Source organism: Helicobacter pylori (assembly GCF_003636935.1).
Lineage (GTDB): Bacteria > Campylobacterota > Campylobacteria > Campylobacterales > Helicobacteraceae > Helicobacter > Helicobacter pylori_CH.
Genome location: NZ_MVVH01000013.1, coordinates 1 through 22,352 on the forward strand (window position 1 = coordinate 1; position 22,352 = coordinate 22,352).

Annotated in this window: 20 protein-coding genes, 3 tRNA genes and 1 pseudogene; 17 read left to right on the forward strand and 7 right to left on the reverse strand. The window is 39.2% G+C overall.

Going from position 1 to position 22,352, the window contains the following annotated elements; translation table 11 throughout:
- Together EAL87_RS06875 and dcd are read right to left on the reverse strand one after the other, a co-directional pair.
- The coding region (locus tag EAL87_RS06875; protein WP_120913937.1) for a hypothetical protein at positions 1–1,776 on the reverse strand (1,776 nt) is incomplete at its 3' end.
- Between the two features lie 157 nt (positions 1,777–1,933).
- Positions 1,934–2,500: a dCTP deaminase gene (gene dcd / locus EAL87_RS06880; RefSeq protein ID WP_000523107.1), complete on the reverse strand. Its 567-nt coding sequence runs from the start codon at positions 2,498–2,500 to the stop codon at positions 1,934–1,936.
- Positions 2,501–2,697: 197 nt separating this feature from the next.
- Between dcd and accB the strand changes: the two genes are divergently transcribed.
- From accB to pseC, 6 genes and pseudogenes are all read left to right on the forward strand, one after another.
- Positions 2,698–3,183: an acetyl-CoA carboxylase biotin carboxyl carrier protein gene (gene accB, locus EAL87_RS06885; RefSeq protein ID WP_120913939.1), complete on the forward strand. Its 486-nt coding sequence runs from the start codon at positions 2,698–2,700 to the stop codon at positions 3,181–3,183.
- A gap of 5 nt (positions 3,184–3,188) precedes the next feature.
- Positions 3,189–4,556, forward strand: a complete 1,368-nt coding sequence (locus EAL87_RS06890; protein WP_120913941.1) for an acetyl-CoA carboxylase biotin carboxylase subunit — start codon at positions 3,189–3,191, stop codon at positions 4,554–4,556.
- A gap of 91 nt (positions 4,557–4,647) precedes the next feature.
- A complete protein-coding gene (locus EAL87_RS06895; RefSeq protein WP_120913943.1) occupies positions 4,648–5,607 on the forward strand; it encodes an SAM-dependent methyltransferase in 960 nt (319 codons plus the stop codon).
- Positions 5,607–6,158, forward strand: a pseudogene (locus tag EAL87_RS06900) (restriction endonuclease). The gene EAL87_RS06895 and the pseudogene EAL87_RS06900 overlap by 1 nt, the downstream one beginning before the upstream one ends.
- 93 nt (positions 6,159–6,251) lie before the next feature.
- The gene (locus tag EAL87_RS06905; protein ID WP_120913945.1) at positions 6,252–6,851 is read left to right on the forward strand and encodes a Laminin subunit alpha-2 precursor; all 600 of its coding nucleotides are present in this window, start codon (positions 6,252–6,254) and stop codon (positions 6,849–6,851) included.
- Entirely contained in the window at positions 6,848–7,975 is a 1,128-nt protein-coding gene (gene pseC, locus EAL87_RS06910) for a UDP-4-amino-4,6-dideoxy-N-acetyl-beta-L-altrosamine transaminase (protein WP_120913947.1), read from the forward strand. The genes EAL87_RS06905 and pseC overlap by 4 nt, the downstream gene beginning before the upstream one ends.
- A gap of 36 nt (positions 7,976–8,011) precedes the next feature.
- Here the strand turns inward: pseC and EAL87_RS06915 are convergent.
- Positions 8,012–8,096, reverse strand: a tRNA-Leu gene (locus EAL87_RS06915).
- A 189-nt stretch (positions 8,097–8,285) separates the two neighbouring features.
- Here EAL87_RS06915 and EAL87_RS06920 point away from each other — a divergent pair.
- From EAL87_RS06920 to truA, 4 genes are read left to right on the forward strand one after another with little or no spacing between them, the layout of a single operon-like run.
- Complete coding sequence (locus tag EAL87_RS06920; protein ID WP_000453978.1) at positions 8,286–9,311, forward strand: ribonucleotide-diphosphate reductase subunit beta; 1,026 nt, start codon at positions 8,286–8,288, stop codon at positions 9,309–9,311.
- A 9-nt stretch (positions 9,312–9,320) separates the two neighbouring features.
- Positions 9,321–9,950, forward strand: coding sequence for a protein-L-isoaspartate O-methyltransferase (gene pcm, locus EAL87_RS06925; RefSeq protein WP_120913949.1), 630 nt, complete (start codon positions 9,321–9,323; stop codon positions 9,948–9,950).
- Between the two features lie 21 nt (positions 9,951–9,971).
- Positions 9,972–11,009 carry an LptF/LptG family permease gene (locus tag EAL87_RS06930; protein ID WP_120913951.1) on the forward strand — a complete coding sequence of 346 codons (1,038 nt, stop codon included), beginning with the start codon at positions 9,972–9,974 and terminating at the stop codon, positions 11,007–11,009.
- Between the two features lies 1 nt (position 11,010).
- A complete protein-coding gene (gene truA / locus EAL87_RS06935) occupies positions 11,011–11,739 on the forward strand; it encodes a tRNA pseudouridine(38-40) synthase TruA (protein WP_120913953.1) in 729 nt (242 codons plus the stop codon).
- Here truA and galE read toward each other — a convergent pair.
- Positions 11,733–12,767: a UDP-glucose 4-epimerase GalE gene (gene galE / locus EAL87_RS06940; RefSeq protein WP_120913955.1), complete on the reverse strand. Its 1,035-nt coding sequence runs from the start codon at positions 12,765–12,767 to the stop codon at positions 11,733–11,735. The two genes, truA and galE, sit on opposite strands and share 7 nt — an antisense overlap.
- Before the next feature lie 113 nt (positions 12,768–12,880).
- Here galE and EAL87_RS06945 point away from each other — a divergent pair.
- The 4 genes from EAL87_RS06945 to EAL87_RS06960 all read left to right on the forward strand — a co-directional run bounded on the left by EAL87_RS06945 (position 12,881) and on the right by EAL87_RS06960 (position 15,669).
- A tRNA-Ile gene (locus EAL87_RS06945) sits at positions 12,881–12,957 on the forward strand.
- Between the two features lie 15 nt (positions 12,958–12,972).
- A tRNA-Ala gene (locus tag EAL87_RS06950) sits at positions 12,973–13,048 on the forward strand.
- Positions 13,049–13,360: 312 nt separating this feature from the next.
- Complete coding sequence (locus EAL87_RS06955) at positions 13,361–14,896, forward strand: hypothetical protein (RefSeq protein ID WP_120913957.1); 1,536 nt, start codon at positions 13,361–13,363, stop codon at positions 14,894–14,896.
- A gap of 20 nt (positions 14,897–14,916) precedes the next feature.
- A complete protein-coding gene (locus tag EAL87_RS06960) occupies positions 14,917–15,669 on the forward strand; it encodes an SDR family oxidoreductase (protein ID WP_120913959.1) in 753 nt (250 codons plus the stop codon).
- Between the two features lie 140 nt (positions 15,670–15,809).
- Here EAL87_RS06960 and hcpC read toward each other — a convergent pair whose 3' ends face one another.
- The 3 genes from hcpC to edd form a co-directional block, all read right to left on the reverse strand.
- Complete coding sequence (gene hcpC, locus EAL87_RS06965) at positions 15,810–16,682, reverse strand: Sel1-like repeat protein HcpC (protein WP_120913961.1); 873 nt, start codon at positions 16,680–16,682, stop codon at positions 15,810–15,812.
- 69 nt (positions 16,683–16,751) lie between these two features.
- The gene (locus EAL87_RS06970; RefSeq protein WP_097678523.1) at positions 16,752–17,378 is read right to left on the reverse strand and encodes a bifunctional 4-hydroxy-2-oxoglutarate aldolase/2-dehydro-3-deoxy-phosphogluconate aldolase; all 627 of its coding nucleotides are present in this window, start codon (positions 17,376–17,378) and stop codon (positions 16,752–16,754) included.
- 18 nt (positions 17,379–17,396) lie between these two features.
- A complete protein-coding gene (gene edd / locus EAL87_RS06975; RefSeq protein WP_120913963.1) occupies positions 17,397–19,223 on the reverse strand; it encodes a phosphogluconate dehydratase in 1,827 nt (608 codons plus the stop codon).
- A 65-nt stretch (positions 19,224–19,288) separates the two neighbouring features.
- On the opposite strand from edd, the gene EAL87_RS06980 reads away from it, so the two are divergent.
- From EAL87_RS06980 to EAL87_RS06990, 3 genes are read left to right on the forward strand one after another with little or no spacing between them, the layout of a single operon-like run.
- Positions 19,289–20,566: a glucose-6-phosphate dehydrogenase gene (locus EAL87_RS06980; protein ID WP_120913965.1), complete on the forward strand. Its 1,278-nt coding sequence runs from the start codon at positions 19,289–19,291 to the stop codon at positions 20,564–20,566.
- Positions 20,567–20,576: 10 nt separating this feature from the next.
- The gene (pgl, locus tag EAL87_RS06985) at positions 20,577–21,260 is read left to right on the forward strand and encodes a 6-phosphogluconolactonase (protein WP_120913967.1); all 684 of its coding nucleotides are present in this window, start codon (positions 20,577–20,579) and stop codon (positions 21,258–21,260) included.
- Positions 21,247–22,257 (forward strand): glucokinase, encoded by a 1,011-nt coding sequence (locus tag EAL87_RS06990; RefSeq protein WP_120913969.1) that lies wholly within the window; start codon positions 21,247–21,249, stop codon positions 22,255–22,257. The genes pgl and EAL87_RS06990 overlap by 14 nt, the downstream gene beginning before the upstream one ends.
- Positions 22,258–22,352 lie beyond the last annotated feature (95 nt).

Sequence of the window (22,352 nt, forward strand, 5' to 3'; positions counted from 1 at the left end):
TCCCCCACCATAGCTTAATTGCTGGATTTTTTCATCGTTAGCCTGAGCGTAGTTGTATTTGATGATGCCGTAATAGGCTAACCCTATGTAGTCATTGAAATAATGTTGGTAGCCTATTTTAACATTAGCCCCTAAAATAGGGCTTCTAAAATTCTTACTTGAAGAACGGTAAGTGGTGGTGGAAGTGGTGGAAAAATTTTGCGCGATCGCACTGATCATAGAGGTTGCAAAATTTTGCACGTTCAAACTGGCGTCTAAATAGTTGGCTTGGTTGCTCAAATTAGCGAAATTAATGGGCAGAGCGTTTTGATTGATGAGCTGTTGCCAAACAGCGCTGGTAACCCCTATAAGCCCAGCAGGGACTTGAGCGCAATTGGTGTAGATGGAATTGGGGTAATTGCCCGCTGTATAGACTTGGTGGTTGTCCTTATAAAAAGAACATACATTATAGGTGTAACCATCCTGATCTTTTACTTCTTTTCCGTTTGTAAATTTTAATTCTTCTTTTCCATTGACCAATTCTTCTTTCCCACCCTCACATTCTTGTATAGCTCCGCCGTTTTCTTGGCACAAGCGCACCCTTTGATAAGTCATGTTCCCGTTATGCGTATAGCCTTTAGTGTGGCTAAATTCATGGATAATGTCTCTTAATTCCACAATATCAACTTTGTTCAAAGTTTTACCAAACAATTTTTCAGGGTTCAATGCAGAAGCGGCTATCCCTAGATTACCATCATTATCATCAAGTTCATACCCTAGCCCTAAAAACCCTGATTTCATGATGTTCACTTCAAGATTGATCGCTCTTCTAAACGCATCTATAACGGATTGTGGGGTTAGCACGTATTTTTCATAGATGGGAGCGACACGCCCATTATTGAAAGGGTTCACGCACTTAGGAAAGTCAGAGCCGCACTCTGATGGGCTGTTAGAAAATTGGAAAGGAGCGTTTAAAACGGCTTCTTCCCACGATTTAGAGTCAAACACCGCCATCATATCTAGCATTAAATTGGTCAATTCTTCTGCGGTTTGTGGGGTGAAATCTGACACACAATCATTGCAATTACCTTTAAAATTGTTGGTATCGGCGTTTTCATAACTCATCGTTACATTGGTTGTGATTTGACTGAGCTTTTCAAACAAACTCTGCGTGTTAGCGTCAGAAAATTGTGTGGCAGTGGCTTGAAGTTGTTGGTAATTAAAGCTATCAGCTTGTTCAAATTCTGAATCATTAAACAAGCTTGCAGGCAAAATAATTTGAGAATCTTTAGGGATAGTCTCTATCACGCCTAAATTGACTGCCTTGCCTTGAGCGTCTGTATAACTCAGCTCAATATTGTTTAAATTGTAGGGCAGAAAGTTTTGTATGGTTACGCTCCCATTAACCATATTCGCATACACAGGGTTTTGAGAATAAAAAGTTAAGCCATTTTCTATATTGTCTGTGGTGAATAAAGCCGTTGCGTTTTTTAAAATGGTGCTTTGGGGTATGTAGTATCTCCCATAGACGCTTTGGGGGGTGGCTGTATCGCTCTTGTTTTGTTCTTTGGGTTGCTCTTTAGTTTGGGGGTGGGTTAAGGGGTTTTCATAGATTTTTTGGGTGTTTTGGGTGTTTTGGGTTATTGTTTGTTCTTTAGTTTGTGTGCCTTCTAATAACCCGGTTTCAAACCCAGCTTCTATAAAAAAGCCGTCTTTTTGGTTTTTTTGAAAGGCTTCTAAAGGATTGAACAGGCCGATTAAAGACAAGCAAATCGTTTTACTAACGAGTTTTAGCATGGTAATTTCCTAAATGGTTTAGCGTTTTGTTCTCAAAGAGTGTGTAACTCAATAAAACTGAATTTTCTTATTATAATACATTTTTGAGAAATTGCGGTATTGTTTGCATTGAAAAATAAACAACGCTCATAAGGATAAATGCTTTCATTTTTTAAAATCACTTTAAAATCTTAGGCAAAGTGATGCCCACTTGCCCTTGATACTTACCGCCTCTGTCTTTATAGCTTTGCTCGCACACTTCATCGCCTTGTAAAAACACCACTTGCGCGATCCCTTCATTGGCATAGACTTTAGCGGGTAGATTAGTGGTGTTAGAAATTTCAATGGTGATATAGCCTTCAAATTCTGGTTCAAAAGGCGTAACATTCACGATAATCCCGCACCTGGCGTAAGTGCTTTTGCCTAAACAAATCGCTAAGGTGTCTTTAGGCATTTTAAAATACTCTATCGTATGGGCTAGGGCGAACGCGTTAGCGGGCAAGATAAAATACCCTTCTTTACTCGCATCAATTTTAGTCGCGTTGTTAGGATCAAAGTTTTTAGGGTCAATCAAAGCGTTTTTATTATCAAAGAGCATGAACTCACTCCCCACTCTAATATCATACCCGTAACTGCTCAAACCATAGCTGATCACATTCTTACCGACTTGTTTTTCGCAAAAAGGACTAATCATACCGTGTTCTAAACTCATTTTTTTAATCCAAGAATCCGCTTTTAATCCCATATACACAAAGCCTTTAAAGTTTGTTAATAATTATGTTATTATAACAACAATTTTTTGCTAAAAACGCTTTTTTGCTAAAAACGCTTTTTTGCTAAAAACGCTTTTTTGCTAAAAACGCTTTTTTGCTAAAAACGCTTATGGCTAGTAAGATTATGCGTTTGTGGCATATTTTAAAATAATATAAGGAATAAATCGTTATGAACCTTTCTGAAATTGAAGAGTTGATCAAAGAATTTAAAGCTTCTGATTTAGGGCATTTAAAATTAAAGCATGAGCATTTTGAATTGGTTTTGGATAAAGAATCCGCTTATGCGAAACATAAAAATGCGCTAAATCCCACTCATTCTCAAGCCTCCATCCAAGCTCCCATCATGGTAGAAGCGAGCATGCCAAGCGCTCAAACCCCTGTGCCTATGGTATGCACCCCTATTGTGGATAAAAAAGAAGATTTCGTGCTTTCGCCTATGGTAGGCACTTTTTATCATGCGCCTTCACCTGGGGCTGAGCCTTATGTCAAAGCGGGCGATACGCTCAAAAAAGGGCAAATCGTGGGCATTGTAGAAGCGATGAAAATCATGAATGAAATTGAAGTGGAATACCCTTGCAAGGTGGTTTCTGTTGAAGTGGGAGACGCTCAGCCGGTAGAATACGGCACGAAACTCATCAAAGTGGAAAAGCTTTAAAATCCATGAATAAAGAAAGTAAAAAGGTAGAAAAAAAAGAGCTTTCACGCATTTTGATCGCTAACAGGGGCGAGATCGCTTTAAGAGCGATCCAAACCATTCAAGAAATGGGTAAAGAATCCATAGCCATTTATTCTATCGCTGACAAGGACGCCCATTACCTCAATACGGCTAACGCAAAAGTGTGCATAGGAGGGGCCAAATCCAGCGAGAGCTACTTGAATATCCCTGCAATCATTAGCGCGGCGGAGTTGTTTGAAGCGGATGCGATTTTCCCCGGGTATGGGTTTTTGAGCGAGAATCAGAATTTCGTAGAGATTTGCTCGCACCATTCTTTGGAATTTATTGGTCCGAGCGCGAAAGTCATGGCTTTAATGAGTGATAAATCCAAAGCCAAAAGCGTGATGAAAGAAGCCGGCATGCCTGTGATTGAGGGCAGTGAAGGGTTGCTTAAAAGCTATCAAGAAGCTGAAGAAATCGCTGATAAAATCGGCTACCCTGTCATCATTAAAGCGGCTGCTGGTGGGGGCGGGAGAGGCATGCGCGTCGTAGAAGATAAATCCAAGCTTAAAAATCTTTATTTAGCCGCCGAAACGGAAGCTTTGAGCGCGTTTGGCGATGGGAGCGTGTATTTAGAAAAGTTCATCAACAAGCCTAAACACATTGAAGTCCAGATTTTAGCCGATAAGCACGGCAATGTCATTCATGTGGGCGAAAGGGATTGCTCGGTGCAAAGACGCCAGCAAAAACTTATTGAAGAAACCCCAGCGGTGGTTTTAGAAGAGAGCGTGCGTGAGCGTTTGCTAGAAACAGCGATCAAGGCCGCTAAATACATCGGCTATGTGGGAGCTGGGACTTTTGAATTTTTGCTTGATTCTAACATGAAAGATTTTTATTTCATGGAGATGAACACTCGTTTGCAAGTGGAACACACCATCAGCGAAATGGTGAGTGGGTTAAACCTCATTGAATGGATGATTAAAATCGCTCAAGGCGAAAAATTGCCCAAGCAAGAAAGCTTTTCCCTTAAGGGGCATGCGATAGAATGCCGAATCACTGCAGAAGATCCTAAAAAATTCTACCCAAGCCCGGGCAAAATCACCGAATGGATCGCCCCTGGTGGGGTGAATGTGCGCCTTGATTCGCACGCGCATGCCAATTATGTCGTGCCTACGCACTATGATTCGATGATTGGCAAGCTCATTGTGTGGGGCGAAAACAGAGAAAGAGCGATCGCTAAAATGAAAAGGGCTTTAAAGGAATTTAAAGTAGAGGGCATTAAAACGACCATTCCTTTCCATATTGAAATGCTTGAAAATGCGGATTTCAGACAGGCAAAAATCCACACGAAGTATTTAGAAGAAAATTTTTAAGTTTTAAGGATTTTCTTAAGCATAGCTTAGGGTTTTAAGCGATCAGAAAAAATCAGCATTAAGTTTTATGATTTTATAGTAAAGTTTTTTCATGCAAACCTTGTTTAAAGATACCTCTAAACGCTATGTCAATGGCAATGAGATGAAAGAAAATTCTAGCAATGTTCTAGATCAATATTTCACTAAGCCTAGCGTGGCTTTAAAATGCTTTCAAAAAGCTTGTGAAGTGATTAAAAAATACGAAAATCCAGATGACTTTATTTTTTTAGAGCCAAGTGCAGGCGATGGGGTGTTTTATGACTTGTTTCCTAAAAATAGACGCATTGGTATAGACATTGAACCTAAAAGAGATGGATTTATTCAATGCGATTTTTTAAATTATGAATTGCCCACGCATCAAAAAATAATTTGCTTGGGCAACCCTCCTTTTGGGCATCGTGGGGTTATGGCGTTAGAATTTATCAACCATGCTAGAAGTTGTGATTTTGTGTGTTTTATCTTGCCCATGTTTTTTGAAAGTCAAGGAAAAGGCTCTATTAAATATCGTGTGAAAGGTTTGAATCTGCTTTATAGCGAACGCTTAGAAAAAAATGCGTTTATAGATTTTAAAAATAAAGAAGTGGATGTGCATTGCGTGTTTCAAATTTGGAGCAAAAAGTATCAAAATAAAAAAAGTGAATTTTCTTGGTATAAGAATCGCCATAAAGAACCCTTTAGCGAATATATCAAAGTTTTCACGGTTTCATTAGCTAAAAACAGAGAATGTGGTAAAGAGTGGATTTTTAATCAAAAAGCGTCTTTTTACATTTCATCAACTTTTTATAAAAGCACACAAATTGTAGAGAACTTTGAGGAAGTTAAGTATCAATCTGGTATTGCTGTGGTATTTACTAGCACCAACAAGGTTTTAAACGCTAAATTAAAAAAACTATTCCAAGAAATTGATTGGACAAAATACGCAAGTTTAGCGACTAATTCTTGCTACCATTTAGGCAAAAGCCATATTTTTCAAGCCTTATATGATCATTTGGATAGCTTAAAGGGTAATTGATGGACTTAGAACAAACTTTTTTAAAAATTATTGAAAAAAAAAACATAAAGAATTGAATTTAGGGCGAGATTACAACGCTATTTTTTCAAAAATTAGAGATTTTGAAGCCAACGCTATAGGGCAAATTGGTGAAGAATTTTTAAAAAGCGTGCTTAACGCTATAGATGAGGTGATCAATGATGGCATTATTCATGATGAATACGATATTATGACAAAAAGCGGTGTGTCCTTTGAAGTTAAAACAGCGCAAAAAGGCAGAACTAACAACACTTTTTTAGTTCAATGGTATAAACCCACGATACAATTATGATTTTTTGATTTGCTTAGGAGTGTGCGAAGACCAATTGCTTTATAGAATTTTTAAAAAAGATGAAATCCATTACATTCATAAAGAAAGAAAATACTTTATGAAACAAAATGAGTTTAAAAAGCAATTGGTGCCAATGAATCCTTATAATCAAGTCAATTATAAGCTCACCCTCAATCTTAAAGAATTGGAAGAAATTACAAACCTCATCAAAGAGTTAGAAAGGATTTTAGAGTTAGATTAATATTTTTAGATAGAATTAAGCGGATCAAAATGTTTTTAGGAATAAAGTTTGCTTATCTTATCTTTAAAAAAATAAAATGAAGTGGAGGATAGGATGTCTAAGATTTCAAATCATTATAACCCATCTTTGATGATGAGGGATTACCATACCCAAAGGGTTGGTCCGCACGCAAGAAAAGAAGAAAATAAGGAAATTCAAAATCTTTCAGAGAATGATGAAAAGATCAAATTAGCCAAACAAGCTAAGCAGGATAACCTAGCCATAGGGGATTTAGAAAGCCGTCTCAAAAGCTTAAAGGGCATGGATAAAGACACTAAAGAATTGGTGGGGATTTCTAAAGCTTACGCTCACAATAATGAAAAAGATCGAAGCGATTTTGAGCATTTTAAAAGCCGTTTGGATAAAGCGATTGATTCTTTCAACCAAAAATCAGGCAATGATGGTTTGAAACTCCCTAGCAATATTGATATTGACGACACGAAAGCTTTGGAGAAATTTTCAAAATCATTAGAAAGTGAGAAAGAAAACATTCAAAATTCTTTGCACCAATGGAAAAAACAGCTCGCTGAAACGAATCATTTAAACAAGGAATACAACACCTTAGATAAAACAAGACTGAACGCTCAAAAATTCCAAGATGTTCATGACACAAGCAAGATCACCCCATCTCGCTTGCAAGACTTGCTCGCTTGAAAAAGTTTGCTTATAGCGAGCCTTGTTTAGATGAAGAAGATAAAAAGGCTGTTTTAGAGGTTTTAAATTCCAAACAGATCACGCAAGGCAAACGCTCTCTTTTGTTTGAAGAAGCTTTGTGCGAGTTTTTGGGCGTTAAGCATGCGTTAGCGTTTAACAGTGCGACTTCAGCCCTTTTAACGCTCTATAGGAATTTTAGCGGATTTAATGCTGATTGTAATGAAATAATCACCACCCCTATAAGCTTTGTAGCGACGGCTAACATGCTTTTAGAGAGTGGTTATACACCCGTATTTGCTGAAATTAAAAACGATGGCAATATAGATGAATTGGCCCTAGAAAAGCTCATTAACAAAAAAACTAAAGCCATAGTGAGCGTGGATTATGCCGGTAAAAGCGTGGAAACAGAAAGCATTCAAAGGCTTTGCAAAAAGCATTCTTTGAGTTTTCTTTCTGACAGCTCGCATGCTTTAGGGAGCGAGTATCAAAACAAAAAAGTAGGAGGCTTTGCGTTAGCGAGCGTGTTTAGTTTCCATGCCATTAAGCCTATCACTACGGCTGAGGGGGGAGCGGTCGTTACTAATAATAGCGAATTATATGAAAAAATGAAATTGTTTCGCTCTCATGGCATGCTCAAAAAAGATTTTTTTGAAGGCGAAGTCAAAAGCATAGGGCATAACTTCCGCTTGAATGAAATCCAAAGCGCTTTGGGTTTGAGCCAGCTTAAAAAAGCCCCTTTTTTAAGGCAAAAAAGAGAAGAAGTCGCTCTAACCTATGATAGGATTTTTAAAGATAACCCTTATTTCACCCCTTTACACCCCTTGTTAAAACATCAAAGCTCTAACCACCTTTATCCTATTTTAATGCACCAAAAATTTTTTACATTTAAAAGATCCATTTTAGAAAATTTACACAAGCTTGGCATTTTAGCCCAAGTGCATTACAAGCCCATTTACCAATATCAATTGTATCAACAGCTCTTTAAAACAGCCCCATTAAAAAGCGCAGAAGATTTTTATAACGCTGAAATTTCCTTGCCTTGTCATGCGAATTTGAATTTAGAGAGTGTGAAAAACATCGCTCATGGCGTTTTAAAAACTTTTGAGGGTTTTAAAATAGAATGAGTTTCATTTAGGGCTTCAAATCTTAATTATTAAGAATGGTGCGGAAGAAAGGAATCGAACCTTCATGCCTTGCGGCGCTAGATCCTAAGTCTAGTGCGTCTACCAATTTCGCCACTTCCGCACACCATCGCACTCATAAGAGTAGAAAATAAAGAAGCGATATTTTAGCTTTTTAATCCTTTAAAAATACTGAAAAATTGAAGTTTTTTAAAATTTGGAGTTTTTTCTGGCTTTAGGGAGTTTTAAATTCTTTTAAGGTATTCTAACGAGACTATATCATTAGATAGTTTTAAGGAAATTAAGGAACACAATGGAAGTTTCACGCAAGAAAATTTACAACCCCGATTCTACAGAAAGTGTGAATGAAAGAAAGATTTTTGGGGGCAATCCTACAAGCATGTTTGATTTGAATAAAATCAAGTATCAATGGGCGGACCATTTGTGGAAAACGATGCTCGCTAACACTTGGTTTGCTGAAGAAGTGAGCATGAATGATGACAAAAGAGATTATTTGAAATTAAGCGCAGAAGAAAAGATCGGCTATGACAGAGCTTTAGCGCAACTCATTTTTATGGACAGCTTGCAAACCAATAATTTAATTGATAATGTCAATCCCTTTATCACCAGTCCCGAAATCAATTTGTGTTTGGTGCGTCAAGCTTATGAAGAAGCCTTACACAGCCATGCGTATGCGGTGATGGTGGAAAGCATCAGCGCGAATACTGAAGAGATTTATGACATGTGGCGTAACGATATGCAATTAAAAAGCAAGAACGACTATATCGCGCAGGTGTATATGGAATTAGCCAAAAACCCCACAGAAGAAAACATCCTCAAAGCGCTTTTTGCGAACCAAATTTTAGAGGGGATTTATTTTTATAGCGGGTTTAGCTATTTTTACACTTTGGCTAGGAGCGGTAAAATGCTAGGCTCAGCGCAAATGATTCGTTTCATCCAAAGAGATGAGGTAACGCATTTGATTTTATTCCAAAACATGATCAACGCTTTAAGGAATGAAAGAGCGGATCTATTCACGCCAAAATTGATTAATGAAGTCATAGAGATGTTTAAAAAAGCGGTAGAAATTGAAGCTTTGTGGGGGGATTATATCACGCAAGGCAAGATTTTAGGACTCACTTCAAGCTTGATTGAGCAATACATCCAGTTTTTAGCGGATAGCCGTTTGAGTAAGGTGGGTATCGCTAAAGTTTATGGCGTCCAACACCCCATTAAATGGGTAGAAAGCTTTTCAAGTTTCAATGAGCAACGCTCTAATTTCTTTGAAGCTAGGGTGAGCAATTACGCTAAAGGGAGCGTGAGTTTTGATGATTTTTAAGGGGTTTGTTTGAATAGTATCAAAAACCATTTGATGTGTGAAGAAATCCATAAGCGTTTCAATTTGCACCCCAAAGTGAGAGAGGCTATGGAGAGCATTGAAAGAGAAGTTTTTGTGCCAGCCCCTTTCAAGCATTTTGCTTACACCTTAAACGCGCTTTCTATGCAAGCGCAACAATACATTTCTTCGCCCCTAACCGTGGCCAAAATGACGCAATATTTAGAAATCGATCATGTGGATAGCGTGCTAGAAATTGGCTGCGGGAGCGGCTATCAAGCGGCGGTTTTGTCTCAAATTTTCAGGCGCGTTTTTAGCGTTGAAAGGATTGAAAGCCTGTATATAGAAGCGCGTTTACGCCTTAAAAACCTCGGTTTAGACAACGTTCATGTTAAATTCGCTGATGGGAATAAGGGCTGGGAGCAATACGCCCCTTATGATAGGATTTTATTCTCTGCTTGCGCTAAAAACATCCCCCAAACGCTTATTGATCAGCTTGAAGAAGGCGGGATATTAGTCGCGCCCATTCAAGAAAATAACGAGCAAGTGATCAAACGCTTTGTGAAGCAAAATAACGCCTTACGCGTCCAAAAAGTGCTAGAAAAATGCTCGTTTGTGCCTGTTGTAGATGGGGTGCAATAAAGAGTGAAAAAAGATTGAACAATGGTTAAGCACTATCTTTTCATGGCGGTTTCGCAGGTCTTTTTCTCCTTCTTTTTAGTGCTGTTTTTTATCTCCTCTATCGTGCTATTAATCAGTATTGCAAGCGTGACGCTTGTGATTAAAGTGAGCTTTTTAGATCTAGTGCAACTCTTTTTGTATTCTTTGCCAGGAACCATTTTTTTTATTTTGCCGATCACTTTTTTTGCAGCTTGCGCTTTGGGGCTTTCAAGGCTTAGCTATGACCATGAATTGTTAGTGTTTTTCTCTCTAGGGGTTTCGCCTAAAAAAATGGCTAAAGCGTTTGTGCCTTTAAGCTTGTTTGTGAGCGCGATTTTATTGGTGTTTTCGCTTGTTTTAATCCCCACTTCTAAGAGTGCTTATTACGGGTTTTTGCGTCAAAAAAAAGACAAGATTGATATTAACATCAGAGCCGGTGAATTCGGGCAAAAATTAGGCGATTGGCTCGTGTATGTGGATAAAGCTGAAAACAATTCCTATGATAATTTAGTGCTTTTTTCCAATAAAAGCCTCTCTCAAGAAAGCTTCATTCTGGCTCAAAAAGGCAATATCAACAATAAAAACGGTGTGTTTGAGTTGAATTTATACAGCGGCCATGCGTATTTCACTCAAGGCGATAAAATGCGTAAAGTTGATTTTGAAGAATTGCATTTGCGCAACAAGCTCAAGTCTTTCAATTCTAATGATGCGGCTTATTTGCAAGGCACGGATTATTTAGGTTATTGGAAAAAAGCCTTTGGTAAAAACGCTAATAAAAATCAAAAACGCCGTTTTTCTCAAGCGATTTTAGTTTCCTTATTCCCTTTAGCGAGCGTGTTTTTAATCCCCTTATTTGGCATCGCCAACCCGCGATTCAAAACGAATTGGAGTTATTTTTATGTCCTTGGAGCGGTTGGGGTTTATTTTTTAATGGTGCATGTAATTTCTACGGATTTGTTTTTGATGACCTTTATCTTCCCCTTTATTTGGGCATTTGCCTCTTATTTGTTGTTTAGAATATTCATTTTAAAGCGTTATTAAAATGCGTTGTTTTAAGGCGACTATCGCTTATGATGGGGCGTATTTTTCAGGCTATGCCAAACAGCCTAACAAACTCGGTGTGCAAGATAAAATTGAAAGCGCTCTCAATTTGCTAGGGATTAAAAGCGTTGTGGTTGCGGCTGGGCGCACGGATAAAGGCGTGCATGCGAACAACCAAGCGCTGTCTTTTCACGCTCCAAAACACTGGAATGCCGCTAAATTATTTTATTACCTAGCCCCCAAACTCGCTCCGCATATTATTTTAAAAAAATTAGAAGAAAAAAACTTCCATGCACGTTTTGACGCTCAAAAAAGAGCGTATCGTTACCTTTTGACGAAGAATTTAAAAACGCCTTTTTTAGCGCCTTATATCGCTTGTGGGGATTATGGCTCACTAGATTTATTAAATACCGCTTTAAAGCAATTCACAGGCAAGCATGATTTTTCCATGTTCAAGAAAGAAGGTGGGGCTACAACCAATCCTAATCGCGCTATTTTTAACGCTTTTGCTTATAAAACTTCTATCATGGGGCATGAGTGCGTGGTGTTTAAAATCATTGGCGATGCGTTTTTACGCTCTAGCGTGCGCCTAATCATTCAAGCATGCGTTCAATACTCCTTAGAAAAAATCACGCTCGCTGAAATTCAAGCGCAAATCCATAACCTCAAAGCCACCATAAGAACGCCCATAATGGCTAATGGCTTGTATTTGCACAGGGTGTATTATTGAAATCTTAAAAGGTGTTCTTCCCAATCTAGAGCGCTTTTGATAATGGTGTCTAGGTTGTCATAAAGGGGTTTGAAAGGGGTGTTTTGTAGGATTTTAGCATTATTGGCAATAAGGCTTGTTGGATCGCCCTGTCGTTTGTCTAAAATTTCCACTAAAAAATCCTTGTTTGAGATTTCTTTAACCTTTTCTATCACTTCTTTCACGCTATGGCCTTGATTGTAGCCGACATTATAGATCTCGCTCTTATTTTTTTCTAAAAGGGTTTGATAGCTCGCTAAATGCGCGTTAGCCAAATCATCTACATGGATATAATCCCTAATGCAAGTGCCATCTCTTGTGGGGTAGTTAGTGCCAAAAATCCCCATTTTTTTCCTTTTCCCCACCGCGCATTCGCATGCAATTTTGATCAAATGCGTGGCGTTGAGCGTGCGCTGTCCTAAAGTGTAGGGGGTGGTATAATCATTTTGCATGCATGCCCCAGCCACATTGAAATAGCGCAAAATAACGCATTTAAAATCCGCTATTTTAGAAGTGTCTAATAAAATCCTTTCGCTCATCATTTTAGACGCTCCATAAGGATTGATGGGGTTTAAGGGGCTTTCTTCATTCAAGCTTGAACTAGATTCGCCATAAACCACAGCTGTGGAAGAAAAAATAAAACGCTTGATTGCATGTTTTAAACAAAGTTTAACAAGCTCTAAAGTGTTGAGCGTGTTGTTGGTGTAGTATTCTAAAGGCAAGCGCGTGGATTCTTCTACTGAGATTTTAGCCCCAAAGTGCAAAATGGCTTCAATGGGGTCTTTTAGCTGTTGCTTATTCAAAAACGCGTCTAATGTGTGCGTTTCATTCAAATTCGCTTGAATAAAAGTAACCCTATTAGGGTAATAATGCTCTAACGCTTTGAGTTGCTCTAAAAAACCGGTGCTTAAGTTATCTACAATAATGATGTTTTCTGTGGTTTTTTCTAAAAACGCCCTTGCGGTATGCGAGCCTATATACCCGCACGCTCCTGTGAATAATAACGCCATAAAACCCCTTTAATAATGAAAAAATAACGAGTATTATAGCATCTTAATCCCATTTATTTTTTAAGGATTTTTTAAGAAAATTTAATCTATAATTTCGTCTTTATTGAATTTAAGGGCTTATAGCTCAGGTGGTTAGAGCGCACCCCTGATAAGGGTGAGGTCGGAGGTTCAACTCCTCCTAAGCCCACCATTTTTTACCATCTTTGGGGAATTAGCTCAGCTGGGAGAGCGCCTGCTTTGCACGCAGGAGGTCAGCGGTTCGATCCCGCTATTCTCCACCATGTTTTCTCCTTTTGCGTTTGCTCTAAAAGGGTTTAAATTTTAGCTTCTTGCGTAATTTCGCTCTCTAATTCTTTATTTTTTAATAGTGGCAACATTTTTTGTTGGCATTAAGGGTGATCCTAGAGTGTAGACTGGTACTCTTAAAATCTGTAAAATTCCTGTCGTTGCTAAATTGTGGGTTTTTAGCGACTAGGTTCTTCTTTATTGACTCTAAAATTTAAGCCTTTCGTTAAGGCTTTATAAAAAAGGTTAGAAACCCTTATAAAACAAGCTAATATATTCTATTCAATTTGCTTCAAGGACAAACCAACATGAAAAAATTTCTTTCTATCCTACTCGCGCTTCTTTTAATCATTCTTTTAACAACCTATCTTATCCTTTTTACAGAATGGGGGAACCAAATCATCGCTTCGTATATAGAGAAAAAAATCAACCCAAACGAGCGCTACTTGAGCGTTAAAACCTTTAAATTGGGATTCAACTCTTTGGATTTTAAAGCCCAAGCTAACGATAATTCCACGCTCATTCTTAAGGGGGATTTCTCGCTTTTAAAACAAAGCGTGGATTTGAATTACCACATAGATATTAAAAATTTACGCTCTTTCAAAGAATGGATACCCTACCCTTTAAGGGGGGCTATTGTTACTTCTGGGAATATTAAAGGGCATAGAAAAGCCCTTGTGGTTCAAGGCGTCTCTAATGTCGCTCAATCCCACACTACCTACAACGCCCTTTTAGATGATTTCAAGCTTTCTCACTTAAGCTTGAACGCAAAAGACGCCAATTTAGAAGATTTGCTTTATTTGATCAATCGCCCCGCTTATGCGAACGCAAGAGTGTCCTTACAAGCGGATTTTAACTCTCTAAAGCCTTTAGAAGGGCATTTGATTCTAACAACTAATAACGCTTTAATCAATAACGCCCTAATCAATCAAATTTTTCATTTAAACCTTAAAGACACGCTTGTTTTCAACCTCTCGCACTCAAGCGACTTTAAAGAAAACAAAGCCATCAGCGATACCACCCTAACTAGCCCTCTAGCTAATTTCACGGCCCTAAAAAGCGAATATCTTTTCTCTGTTTTAAAACTCAACGCCCCCTACACTTTAGAAATACCCAACCTAGCCAAACTCCAAAACATTACCAACCACCCCTTAAAAGGGAGCTTGACTTTAAAAGGCGATATAGAGCAAAGCCCCAAACTCTTAAAAGTCAGCGGCCATTCAAATTTATTAGACGGTGCACTAGATTTCACGCTTTTAAATAAAGATTTGAAAGCCCGTTTTTCCAATATTTCCACTTTAAAAGCCCTAGACTTATTCCATTACCCTAAATTTTTCCAATCCATTGCAGACGCTAACTTGGATTATGACCTTAGCGCTAAGCAAGGCGTATTGAAAGCCCGCCTGAAAAACGCAAGATTCCTCAAAAATGCATTCAGCGATTTTCTCTATTCCATTTCTAAATTTGATATTACTAAAGAAATCTATAACGATGCCAATCTGGTAAGTCAAATCAACCAGCAACGCCTGCTCTCTGATCTCAGCTTAAAAAGCCCCAAAACCCAATTGAAAATCCATAACGGCTTATTGGATTTAAACACCAAACAAATGGACATGCTCATGGATGCGGAGATTTTAAAATTCATTTTTAAAATGAAACTTCAAGGCAACATGCACCAGCCTAAATTTTCCCTCATTTTAAATGAAAAAGCCATTCAGCAAAACTTGCAACAAGGCTTGAAAGAAATCCTTAAAAACGACACCCTTAAAAAAGGTTTAGACCATTTGCTTAAAGATGATAAGCTCAAAGAAAAGCTTGAAAAAGGGTTTAAGGGGCTTTTTTAAACTAATTTTAAAGGATAGAAATGGCGCATATTTTAGTTAGTGGGGCGACTTCAGGGTTTGGGCTAGAAATCGCTAAAGCGTTTTTACAAAAAAACCATGTGGTTTTTGGCACAGGGAGGCGAAAAGAGAATTTACAAAAATTGCAACTCGCTTATCCCAAGCGTTTCATTCCCTTGTGTTTTGATCTTCAAAACAAGCTTGAAACTAAGCAAGCGGTAGAAACTATCTTTTCCATGACGGATCGCATTGACGCTTTAATCAATAACGCCGGCTTAGCGCTAAGCTTGAACAAGGCTTATGAATGCGAGTTAGACGACTGGGAAATCATGATAGACACGAATATTAAGGGGTTGTTGCATCTCACCCGTTTGATCTTGCCCTCTATGATAGAGCATGACCAAGGGACTATTATTAATCTTGGCTCTATCGCTGGCACTTACCCCTATCCTGGTGGGAATGTCTATGGAGCGAGTAAGGCGTTTGTGAAACAATTTTCTTTAAATTTGCGAGCGGATTTGGCTGGCACTAACATTAGAGTGAGTAATGTTGAACCTGGTTTGTGCGGCGAAACCGAATTCAGCATGGTGCGCTTTAAAGGCGATAAAATCAAAGCCCAATCCGTCTATGAAAACACCATTTACCTCAAACCACAAGATATTGCTAACATCGTGCTATGGATTTATGAACAACCCTTGCATGTCAATATCAACCGCATAGAAATCATGCCCACAAGCCAAACTTTCGCTCCCCTACCCACCCATAGAAACCTTTAGGGGGTTTTAAATAAAAGCTTTGTTTTAGTTAATTATTGATCTTAAGATCTAAAAAAATACTAAAAAGCGTTTTTTAAACAAACCATAAAAAAGCATGAAAGCCAATTAAACGAAAGCCGTTTGATCAAGCCTTACTCAAACTAAACTTTGATTTTAAGCTGCTTGAGAATATCGCATGCCCCTTTAGCACCTAATTTACAGCCCTTTTTAAAGTTTTCTATGGCTTGCTTTTCATTCCTTGTTGCACCTTCGCCATTGTATTGCATAGCCCCTAAATTGAAACACCCTCCGCCATTTTCCAATTCGCATGCCTTAGAATAACGAGCGAGAGCCTCTTTAAAATTCTTCGCCGCACCATCGCCATGATGATACATATTCCCTGCGTTAAAGCACCCCGGGCTGTCTTTTAAGGCGCAAGCTTTGTCATACGAAGCGAGCGCTTTTTTCAAATCTTTAGGCGTGCCTCTGCCTGCATCATACAAGCTCCCTAGTATCGTGCAACCATCGCCATCGTTTAAATCGCACGCTTTAGCGAAATATTCCACCGCTTTTTTAAAATCCCTAGTTACCACTTTACCATCATGATAAATCCCCCCTAAGCTCGCGCACCCTTCAGCGTATTTCAAATCGCACGCTTTAGAGTAGTATTGTAAGGCTTTGTTGGTGTTTTGGGACACGCCTTGCCCGCTGTAATATAAATTCCCTAGCAAATGACACCCATTGCTGTAATCTAAATCGCAAGCCTTAGCGTAAAAGGAGGCGGCTTTTTTCAAGTTTTTTTCCACGCCATGCCCTTGATAATAAAGCACCCCTAGATTAAAACACCCGCTATTTTCTTTCAAATCGCAAGCCTTTTCAAAATATTTCTTGGCTTGAGTGAAATCTTGCTCTTTGTAGCTCTTTGCCCCCAAACCCACAAGCTCTTTAGGGTCTTGCTCTGCCATTAACCCCCCTAAACACAACGCACCCAAGCACAAAACCCTAAAAAAGGCTTTTTTGACATTTTCTAACATGATGTATCTCCTTATTAAAAATTTTATTATAGTGTTATTAAGCAAATACAAAATGCCATGATCTTTTTGTTATCTTAAAGCTAACGCCCGCTTGCAAATTTCTGTGATCTTATCCCACTCTTTGTTTTGAATTAAATCTTTAGGGGTAAGCCAGCTCCCCCCCACGCACAAAACATTTTCTAAATTCAAATAAGAACGCATGTTATCCACGCTAATCCCCCCGGTGGGACAAAATTTCACCCCTTTAAAAGGGCCATTAAAAGCGTTTAAAAGTTTAACGCCCCCACAATACTCTGCCGGGAAAAATTTTAAAGCACTATAGCCCAATTCCAAGGCTTGCATGACTTCACTGCTGCTAGAAACCCCGGGTATTAGGGGCATGTCTTTTTTCTTTGCGTGTTCTAAAAGCTTTATCGTAAGACCCGGGCTAATCAAAAACTCTGCCCCCCTATTTTGTGCTTGCTCTAATTGAGTAAGGTTTAGGATCGTGCCAGCGCCCACGCGCATTTTTGGCACATTTTTAGCGATAAGTTCTATAGCCTCTAAAGCGCAACTGGAGCGCAAAGTAACTTCTATGATTGGAATACCCCCCTCTATCAGGCTTTGCGCTAAAGGCACAGCATCCCATATATTCTCAATCACCACCACAGGGATAATGGGGCTAATTTGTAAAACCTCTATTATTTTATCTTGCATTTTATCTCCTTTATCTTTTTATACTTTTATGCCAAAACTCATGCCACCCTCTTCAGCGGTATTGACATTCAATCTCAAACTCGTAAACAATTCCCTACCCAACCCAAAACTAGGCTTTTCTAAATTTTCTAAGGTTTCTAAAAACAAGGGGTTGATCCCTCTATCTTCAAAATCCTTTTCAAGCACATTCAAAGCGTTATTAGGAGCGTCTAATTCTATCCAATCGCCATCTTTAATCTTAATGATCGCTCCATTCAACGCTCCCTCAGGGCTTAAATGGATCGCACTAGGCACTTTCCCGCTCGCCCCGCTCATGCGCCCATCCGTAACCAATGCGACCTTGTAACCCATATCCTGTAAAGCCCCTAAATTCGTGGTGAGTTTGTGCAATTCTGGCATGCCATTAGACTTAGGCCCTTGGAAAGGCAAAACCGCCACAAAGTCCCTTTCTAATTCTTTATTTTTAAAGCGTTCTAAAAATTCGCTTTGGGTTTTAAAAACAATCGCTCTAGCCTTAACTTTCCTGTGCTCATCTTTAATGGCTGAAATTTTAATCACGGCCCGCCCTAAATTACCCTTTAAGATTTTAAGCCCCCCATTAGCGGCAAAAGGCTCGCTAACAGGGCGTAAAATATCCGTATTCAAGCTATGATTAACAGCGTCTTTATACACCAATTGGTCGTTTTCTAAAAAGGGGGTTTTGGTGTAATTTTGCATGCCTTTTTGCGTTTCTGTATCCATAATGGTATGAGTATCTTCAAATAAAAGCCCCTCTTTTAGCAATTCTTTGATCACAAACGCTAATCCCCCACACGCTTCAAAAGCGTTCACATCTGCTGATCCGTTAGGATAGACTTTAGCTAAAAGAGGTATGAGATTAGAGACTGCATCAAAATCGTCCCAATTGAGAATGACCCCACAAGATCTAGCGATAGCGATCAAATGCAAAGTGTGGTTAGTAGAACCTCCGGTTGCCATTAAGCCTATAAGCGCGTTAAGAATGCTTTTTTCATCAATGAGTTTGGCTAAAGGCAGAACTTTCCCGCTCGCTAATCTCTTCGCGCTCTCTTCTACTAAAACCTTCCGTAAGGGGTTGTTAGGGTTGATAAAGCTAGAATTAGCCACATGCAACCCCATAAACTCCATCATCATTTGATTGGAATTAGCCGTGCCATAAAAAGTGCAAGTGCCCACATCATGATAGCTTTGCATTTCCACTTTTAAAAGCTCTTCTCTGTTGATTTTTCCCATTGCAAAATCTTGGCGCGCTTTGGCTTTTTTATAATTTTCTATCCCGCTCACCATAGGCCCGCTTGGCACAAACACGCTCGCTAAATTCCCAAAGCTTAACGCTCCTATGAGTAAGCCTGGCACGATTTTATCGCACACGCCTAAAAAAAACGCCCCGTCAAAAACATTATGGCTTAACCCTACGGCGGTGCTTAGTGCGATCACATCTCTACTAAACAAGCTCAATTCCATTCCCTCATAACCCTGCGTGATACCATCACACATCGCTGGCACCCCACTAGCGACGCTCGCATAAGCGTTATGCTCTTGCAACTCTTTTTTAATCCAGTCAGGGTAATTTTTAAAAGGTTGGTGGGCTGAAAGCATGTCGTTATAAGCGGTGATAATCGCAAAATGCTTTCTTTTATGCGAACCTAAAGGCATTTTTAAATGCTCTGGCATGCTCGCTGTAACATGCGCAATATTCGCACAACCCAAGCTCTCAATCTTGGGCTGGTTTTTAGGATTAAAGATATTTTCTAAATAAAGCTCTCTGGTTTTTTTGCTACGCTCTGTAATTTTTTCTTTGATTTGTTCTAAAGAATGCTTAGGCATGAACACCCCTTTAATTAAGATTTAATATATAATAATAACTTAAAAACACTCTAAAAGGGTTATTGATGTTGGATTTTAATTTGGTTCTTTTTGGCGCGACTGGGGATTTGGCCATGCGAAAGCTCTTTGTTTCGCTCTATGAAATTTATAGTCATTATGGTTTTAAAAAAGATTCTAAGATTATCGCATCGGGGCGTAAGGAGCTATCCAATGAAGAGTTTTTAGCGCTTCTTTGCGAAAAGACACAACTGCATTCAAGAGAAAAGGGTGAGGAATTTTTAGCCCATATCAGTTATTTGCGCGTCCGTTTGGATAACCCTAAAGACTTTGGAGAATTGAGTAAAATCGCTACAAACAATAAGCCCTTAATTTTCTACTTTTCTATCTCGCCTAGTTTTTTTGCAACGACCGCTCAAAATTTAGCCCAAAACGCGCTCAATCACGCCAACACTCGCTTGATTTTAGAAAAGCCTTTAGGGCATGATTTAAAGACTTGTAAAGAAATTTTCCAAAGCATTAGCGCTTTTTTTAAAGAAGAGCAAATTTTTAGAATCGATCATTATTTAGGGAAAAAAGGCGTTCAAAATATCCTTGAATTGCGCCTGAATAACCCTATCTTAAACATTTTATGGGATCAAATCAGTGCGGTTGAAATCTGCGTGTATGAGACTTTGGGGGTGGAAGAAAGGGGCGAATTTTACGATAAAATCGGGGCTTTAAGGGATATGGTTCAAAACCATCTCTTGCAAGTTTTATCCCTTATCGCTACAGATTTACCCAACGATTTAAAGGATTTGAGGAAAGAAAAAATCAAAGTTTTAAAAACCTTACAACCCCCCAAAGATTTTAAAAAACAGGTTATTCGTGCCCAATATCAAGGCTATAGAGATGAAAATAAGGTCCATAAAGAAAGCCAGACAGAAACTTTTGTCGCTATTAAAGCCTTTTTGGATACGCCTAAATTTAAAGGAGTGCCTTTCTACCTTAAGCACGCTAAAAAAATGCCCCATAATCAAGCGAGCGTGAAAATCCATTTTAATGCAATCAATACGCTAGAATTTTTCCTCTCTCAAGATAAAATCACTCTCACCCTAAAAGACAATCAAAACCCCCTTATTTTAGAAACCCATAACAAACAAGAATTTTTACAGCCCTACGCTAAATTGCTCTATGATGCGATAGGAAATAACCACAATAATTTCGCCCACCAGCTGGAACTAGAAGCGTCATGGGTTTTTATTGACACGCTCATAGAGGGTTTTATGAATAACGCCACGCCCTTGTATTCTTATGAAAGCCATAATCTCAACGAATCAGAATTTTTAAAACCACTCTATCAATAAAAGGGATTTCATGGGTTATCAATTGTTTGAATTTGAAAATTTAGAAGATTGTAATAAGGCTTTAACAGAGCGTTTTAAAGAATTTTTTAACACCGCTTTAAAAAAGCACCATCAAGTTTCTGTCGCTTTTTCTGGGGGCCGTTCGCCCATTAGCTTGTTGCAAAAATTGAGCGTTTTGGATCTCAAATGGCATGAGTGTTTAGTCAGTTTGGTAGATGAACGCATTATAGACACAAGCCATAAGGATAGCAACACCAAATTATTGCACGACTACTTGTTGCAAAATAACGCCTTAAAAGCTTCTTTCACCCCGCTTTTGCCCAAAAAAATTTCTAGCGATACAAACGCGCTTTTAAATTTTGCTAACCAGCATTTCAAACAGCCTCATTTAGCCATTCTGGGCATGGGGACTGACGGGCATACGGCTAGCCTTTTTCCTGAAACGAGCGCTTTTTTAAACGAAGAAAAAGAAAATATCGTCTTGACTAAGCCCGCTAACGCTCCTTATGAGCGCCTGAGCATGTCTGTTCACGCCTTAGAAAGTTGCGAAAAACTTTTCTTAAGCATTAGTGGGGTAGAAAAAAGGGGAGTTTTAGAAAAAGCTTTAAAAGAAAACGCTCCCCATTCTCTGCCGATTGCTCGGATTTTACATTCTCAAAAAGTTACCACGGAGGTGTTTTATGCCAAAAACTGAAACTTACCCAAGACTCTTAGCCGATATTGGTGGCACGAACGCGCGCTTTGGATTGGAAGTCGCCCCACGACAAATTGAATGCATTGAAGTTTTACCATGTAACGATTTTGAAAGCTTGAGCGATGCGGTGCGGTTTTACCTTTCTAAATGCAAAGAAAGCCTTAAACTGCACCCTATTTATGGCTCTTTTGCTGTGGCTACGCCTATTATGGGGGATTTTGTCCAAATGACGAACAACCACTGGACTTTTTCTATTGAAACGACACGGCAATGTTTGAATTTAAAAAAACTGCTTGTCATCAATGATTTTGTCGCGCAAGCCTATGCCATTAGCGCGATGCAAGAAAACGATCTGGCTCAAATAGGCGGGATCAAGTGCGAAATCAACGCTCCTAAAGCGATTTTAGGGCCAGGAACCGGGCTTGGGGTAAGCACTCTTATTCAAAATAGCGATGGCTCTTTAAAAGTCTTGCCCGGTGAAGGAGGGCATGTGAGCTTTGCCCCTTTTGATGATCTAGAAATTTTAGTGTGGCAATACGCCCGCTCTAAATTCAACCATGTGAGCGCGGAAAGGTTTTTGAGTGGGAGCGGCTTGGTGTTGATTTATGAAGCTCTGTCCAAACGCAAAGGCTTAGAAAAGGTGGCGAAATTAAGCAAATCTGAATTGACCCCACAAACCATTAGCGAACGCGCTTTGAATGGGGATTACCCTATATGCCGATTGACCTTGGACACTTTTTGCTCCATGCTTGGCACGCTCGCTGCTGATGTGGCTCTCACTTTGGGGGCTAGGGGGGGCGTGTATTTGTGTGGGGGGATTATCCCGCGATTCATTGATTATTTTAAAACTTCGCCCTTTAGAGCGCGTTTTGAAACAAAGGGACGCATGGGTGCGTTTCTCGCTTCTATCCCTGTGCATGTCGTGTTGAAAAAAACTCCAGGACTTGATGGGGCGGGCATTGCGTTAGAGAATTATTTACTGCATGATAAGATATAGTAGCGTTAAAATAGAAGTGGCTTATACAAGGGGTGTGTTTGAGCGCGCCAAACAACGATACCATATAACCAACAACTATAAAATTAGTTAAACCT

Excerpts from the sequence above, each read along its gene's own strand:
- EAL87_RS06990 (WP_120913969.1), top strand. The coding sequence starts at position 21,247 with ATGCCAAAAACTGAAACTTACCCAAGACTCTTAGCCGATATTGGTGGC.
- pgl (WP_120913967.1), top strand. The coding sequence starts at position 20,577 with ATGGGTTATCAATTGTTTGAATTTGAAAATTTAGAAGATTGTAATAAG.
- edd (WP_120913963.1), bottom strand. The coding sequence starts at position 19,223 with ATGCCTAAGCATTCTTTAGAACAAATCAAAGAAAAAATTACAGAGCGT.
- EAL87_RS06955 (WP_120913957.1), top strand. The coding sequence starts at position 13,361 with ATGAAAAAATTTCTTTCTATCCTACTCGCGCTTCTTTTAATCATTCTT.
- EAL87_RS06920 (WP_000453978.1), top strand. The coding sequence starts at position 8,286 with ATGGAAGTTTCACGCAAGAAAATTTACAACCCCGATTCTACAGAAAGT.
- dcd (WP_000523107.1), bottom strand. The coding sequence starts at position 2,500 with ATGGGATTAAAAGCGGATTCTTGGATTAAAAAAATGAGTTTAGAACAC.
- EAL87_RS06905 (WP_120913945.1), top strand. The coding sequence starts at position 6,252 with ATGTCTAAGATTTCAAATCATTATAACCCATCTTTGATGATGAGGGAT.
- EAL87_RS06890 (WP_120913941.1), top strand. The coding sequence starts at position 3,189 with ATGAATAAAGAAAGTAAAAAGGTAGAAAAAAAAGAGCTTTCACGCATT.
- EAL87_RS06895 (WP_120913943.1), top strand. The coding sequence starts at position 4,648 with ATGCAAACCTTGTTTAAAGATACCTCTAAACGCTATGTCAATGGCAAT.
- EAL87_RS06970 (WP_097678523.1), bottom strand. The coding sequence starts at position 17,378 with ATGCAAGATAAAATAATAGAGGTTTTACAAATTAGCCCCATTATCCCT.
- accB (WP_120913939.1), top strand. The coding sequence starts at position 2,698 with ATGAACCTTTCTGAAATTGAAGAGTTGATCAAAGAATTTAAAGCTTCT.
- hcpC (WP_120913961.1), bottom strand. The coding sequence starts at position 16,682 with ATGTTAGAAAATGTCAAAAAAGCCTTTTTTAGGGTTTTGTGCTTGGGT.
- galE (WP_120913955.1), bottom strand. The coding sequence starts at position 12,767 with ATGGCGTTATTATTCACAGGAGCGTGCGGGTATATAGGCTCGCATACC.
- EAL87_RS06960 (WP_120913959.1), top strand. The coding sequence starts at position 14,917 with ATGGCGCATATTTTAGTTAGTGGGGCGACTTCAGGGTTTGGGCTAGAA.
- EAL87_RS06980 (WP_120913965.1), top strand. The coding sequence starts at position 19,289 with ATGTTGGATTTTAATTTGGTTCTTTTTGGCGCGACTGGGGATTTGGCC.
- EAL87_RS06930 (WP_120913951.1), top strand. The coding sequence starts at position 9,972 with ATGGTTAAGCACTATCTTTTCATGGCGGTTTCGCAGGTCTTTTTCTCC.
- truA (WP_120913953.1), top strand. The coding sequence starts at position 11,011 with ATGCGTTGTTTTAAGGCGACTATCGCTTATGATGGGGCGTATTTTTCA.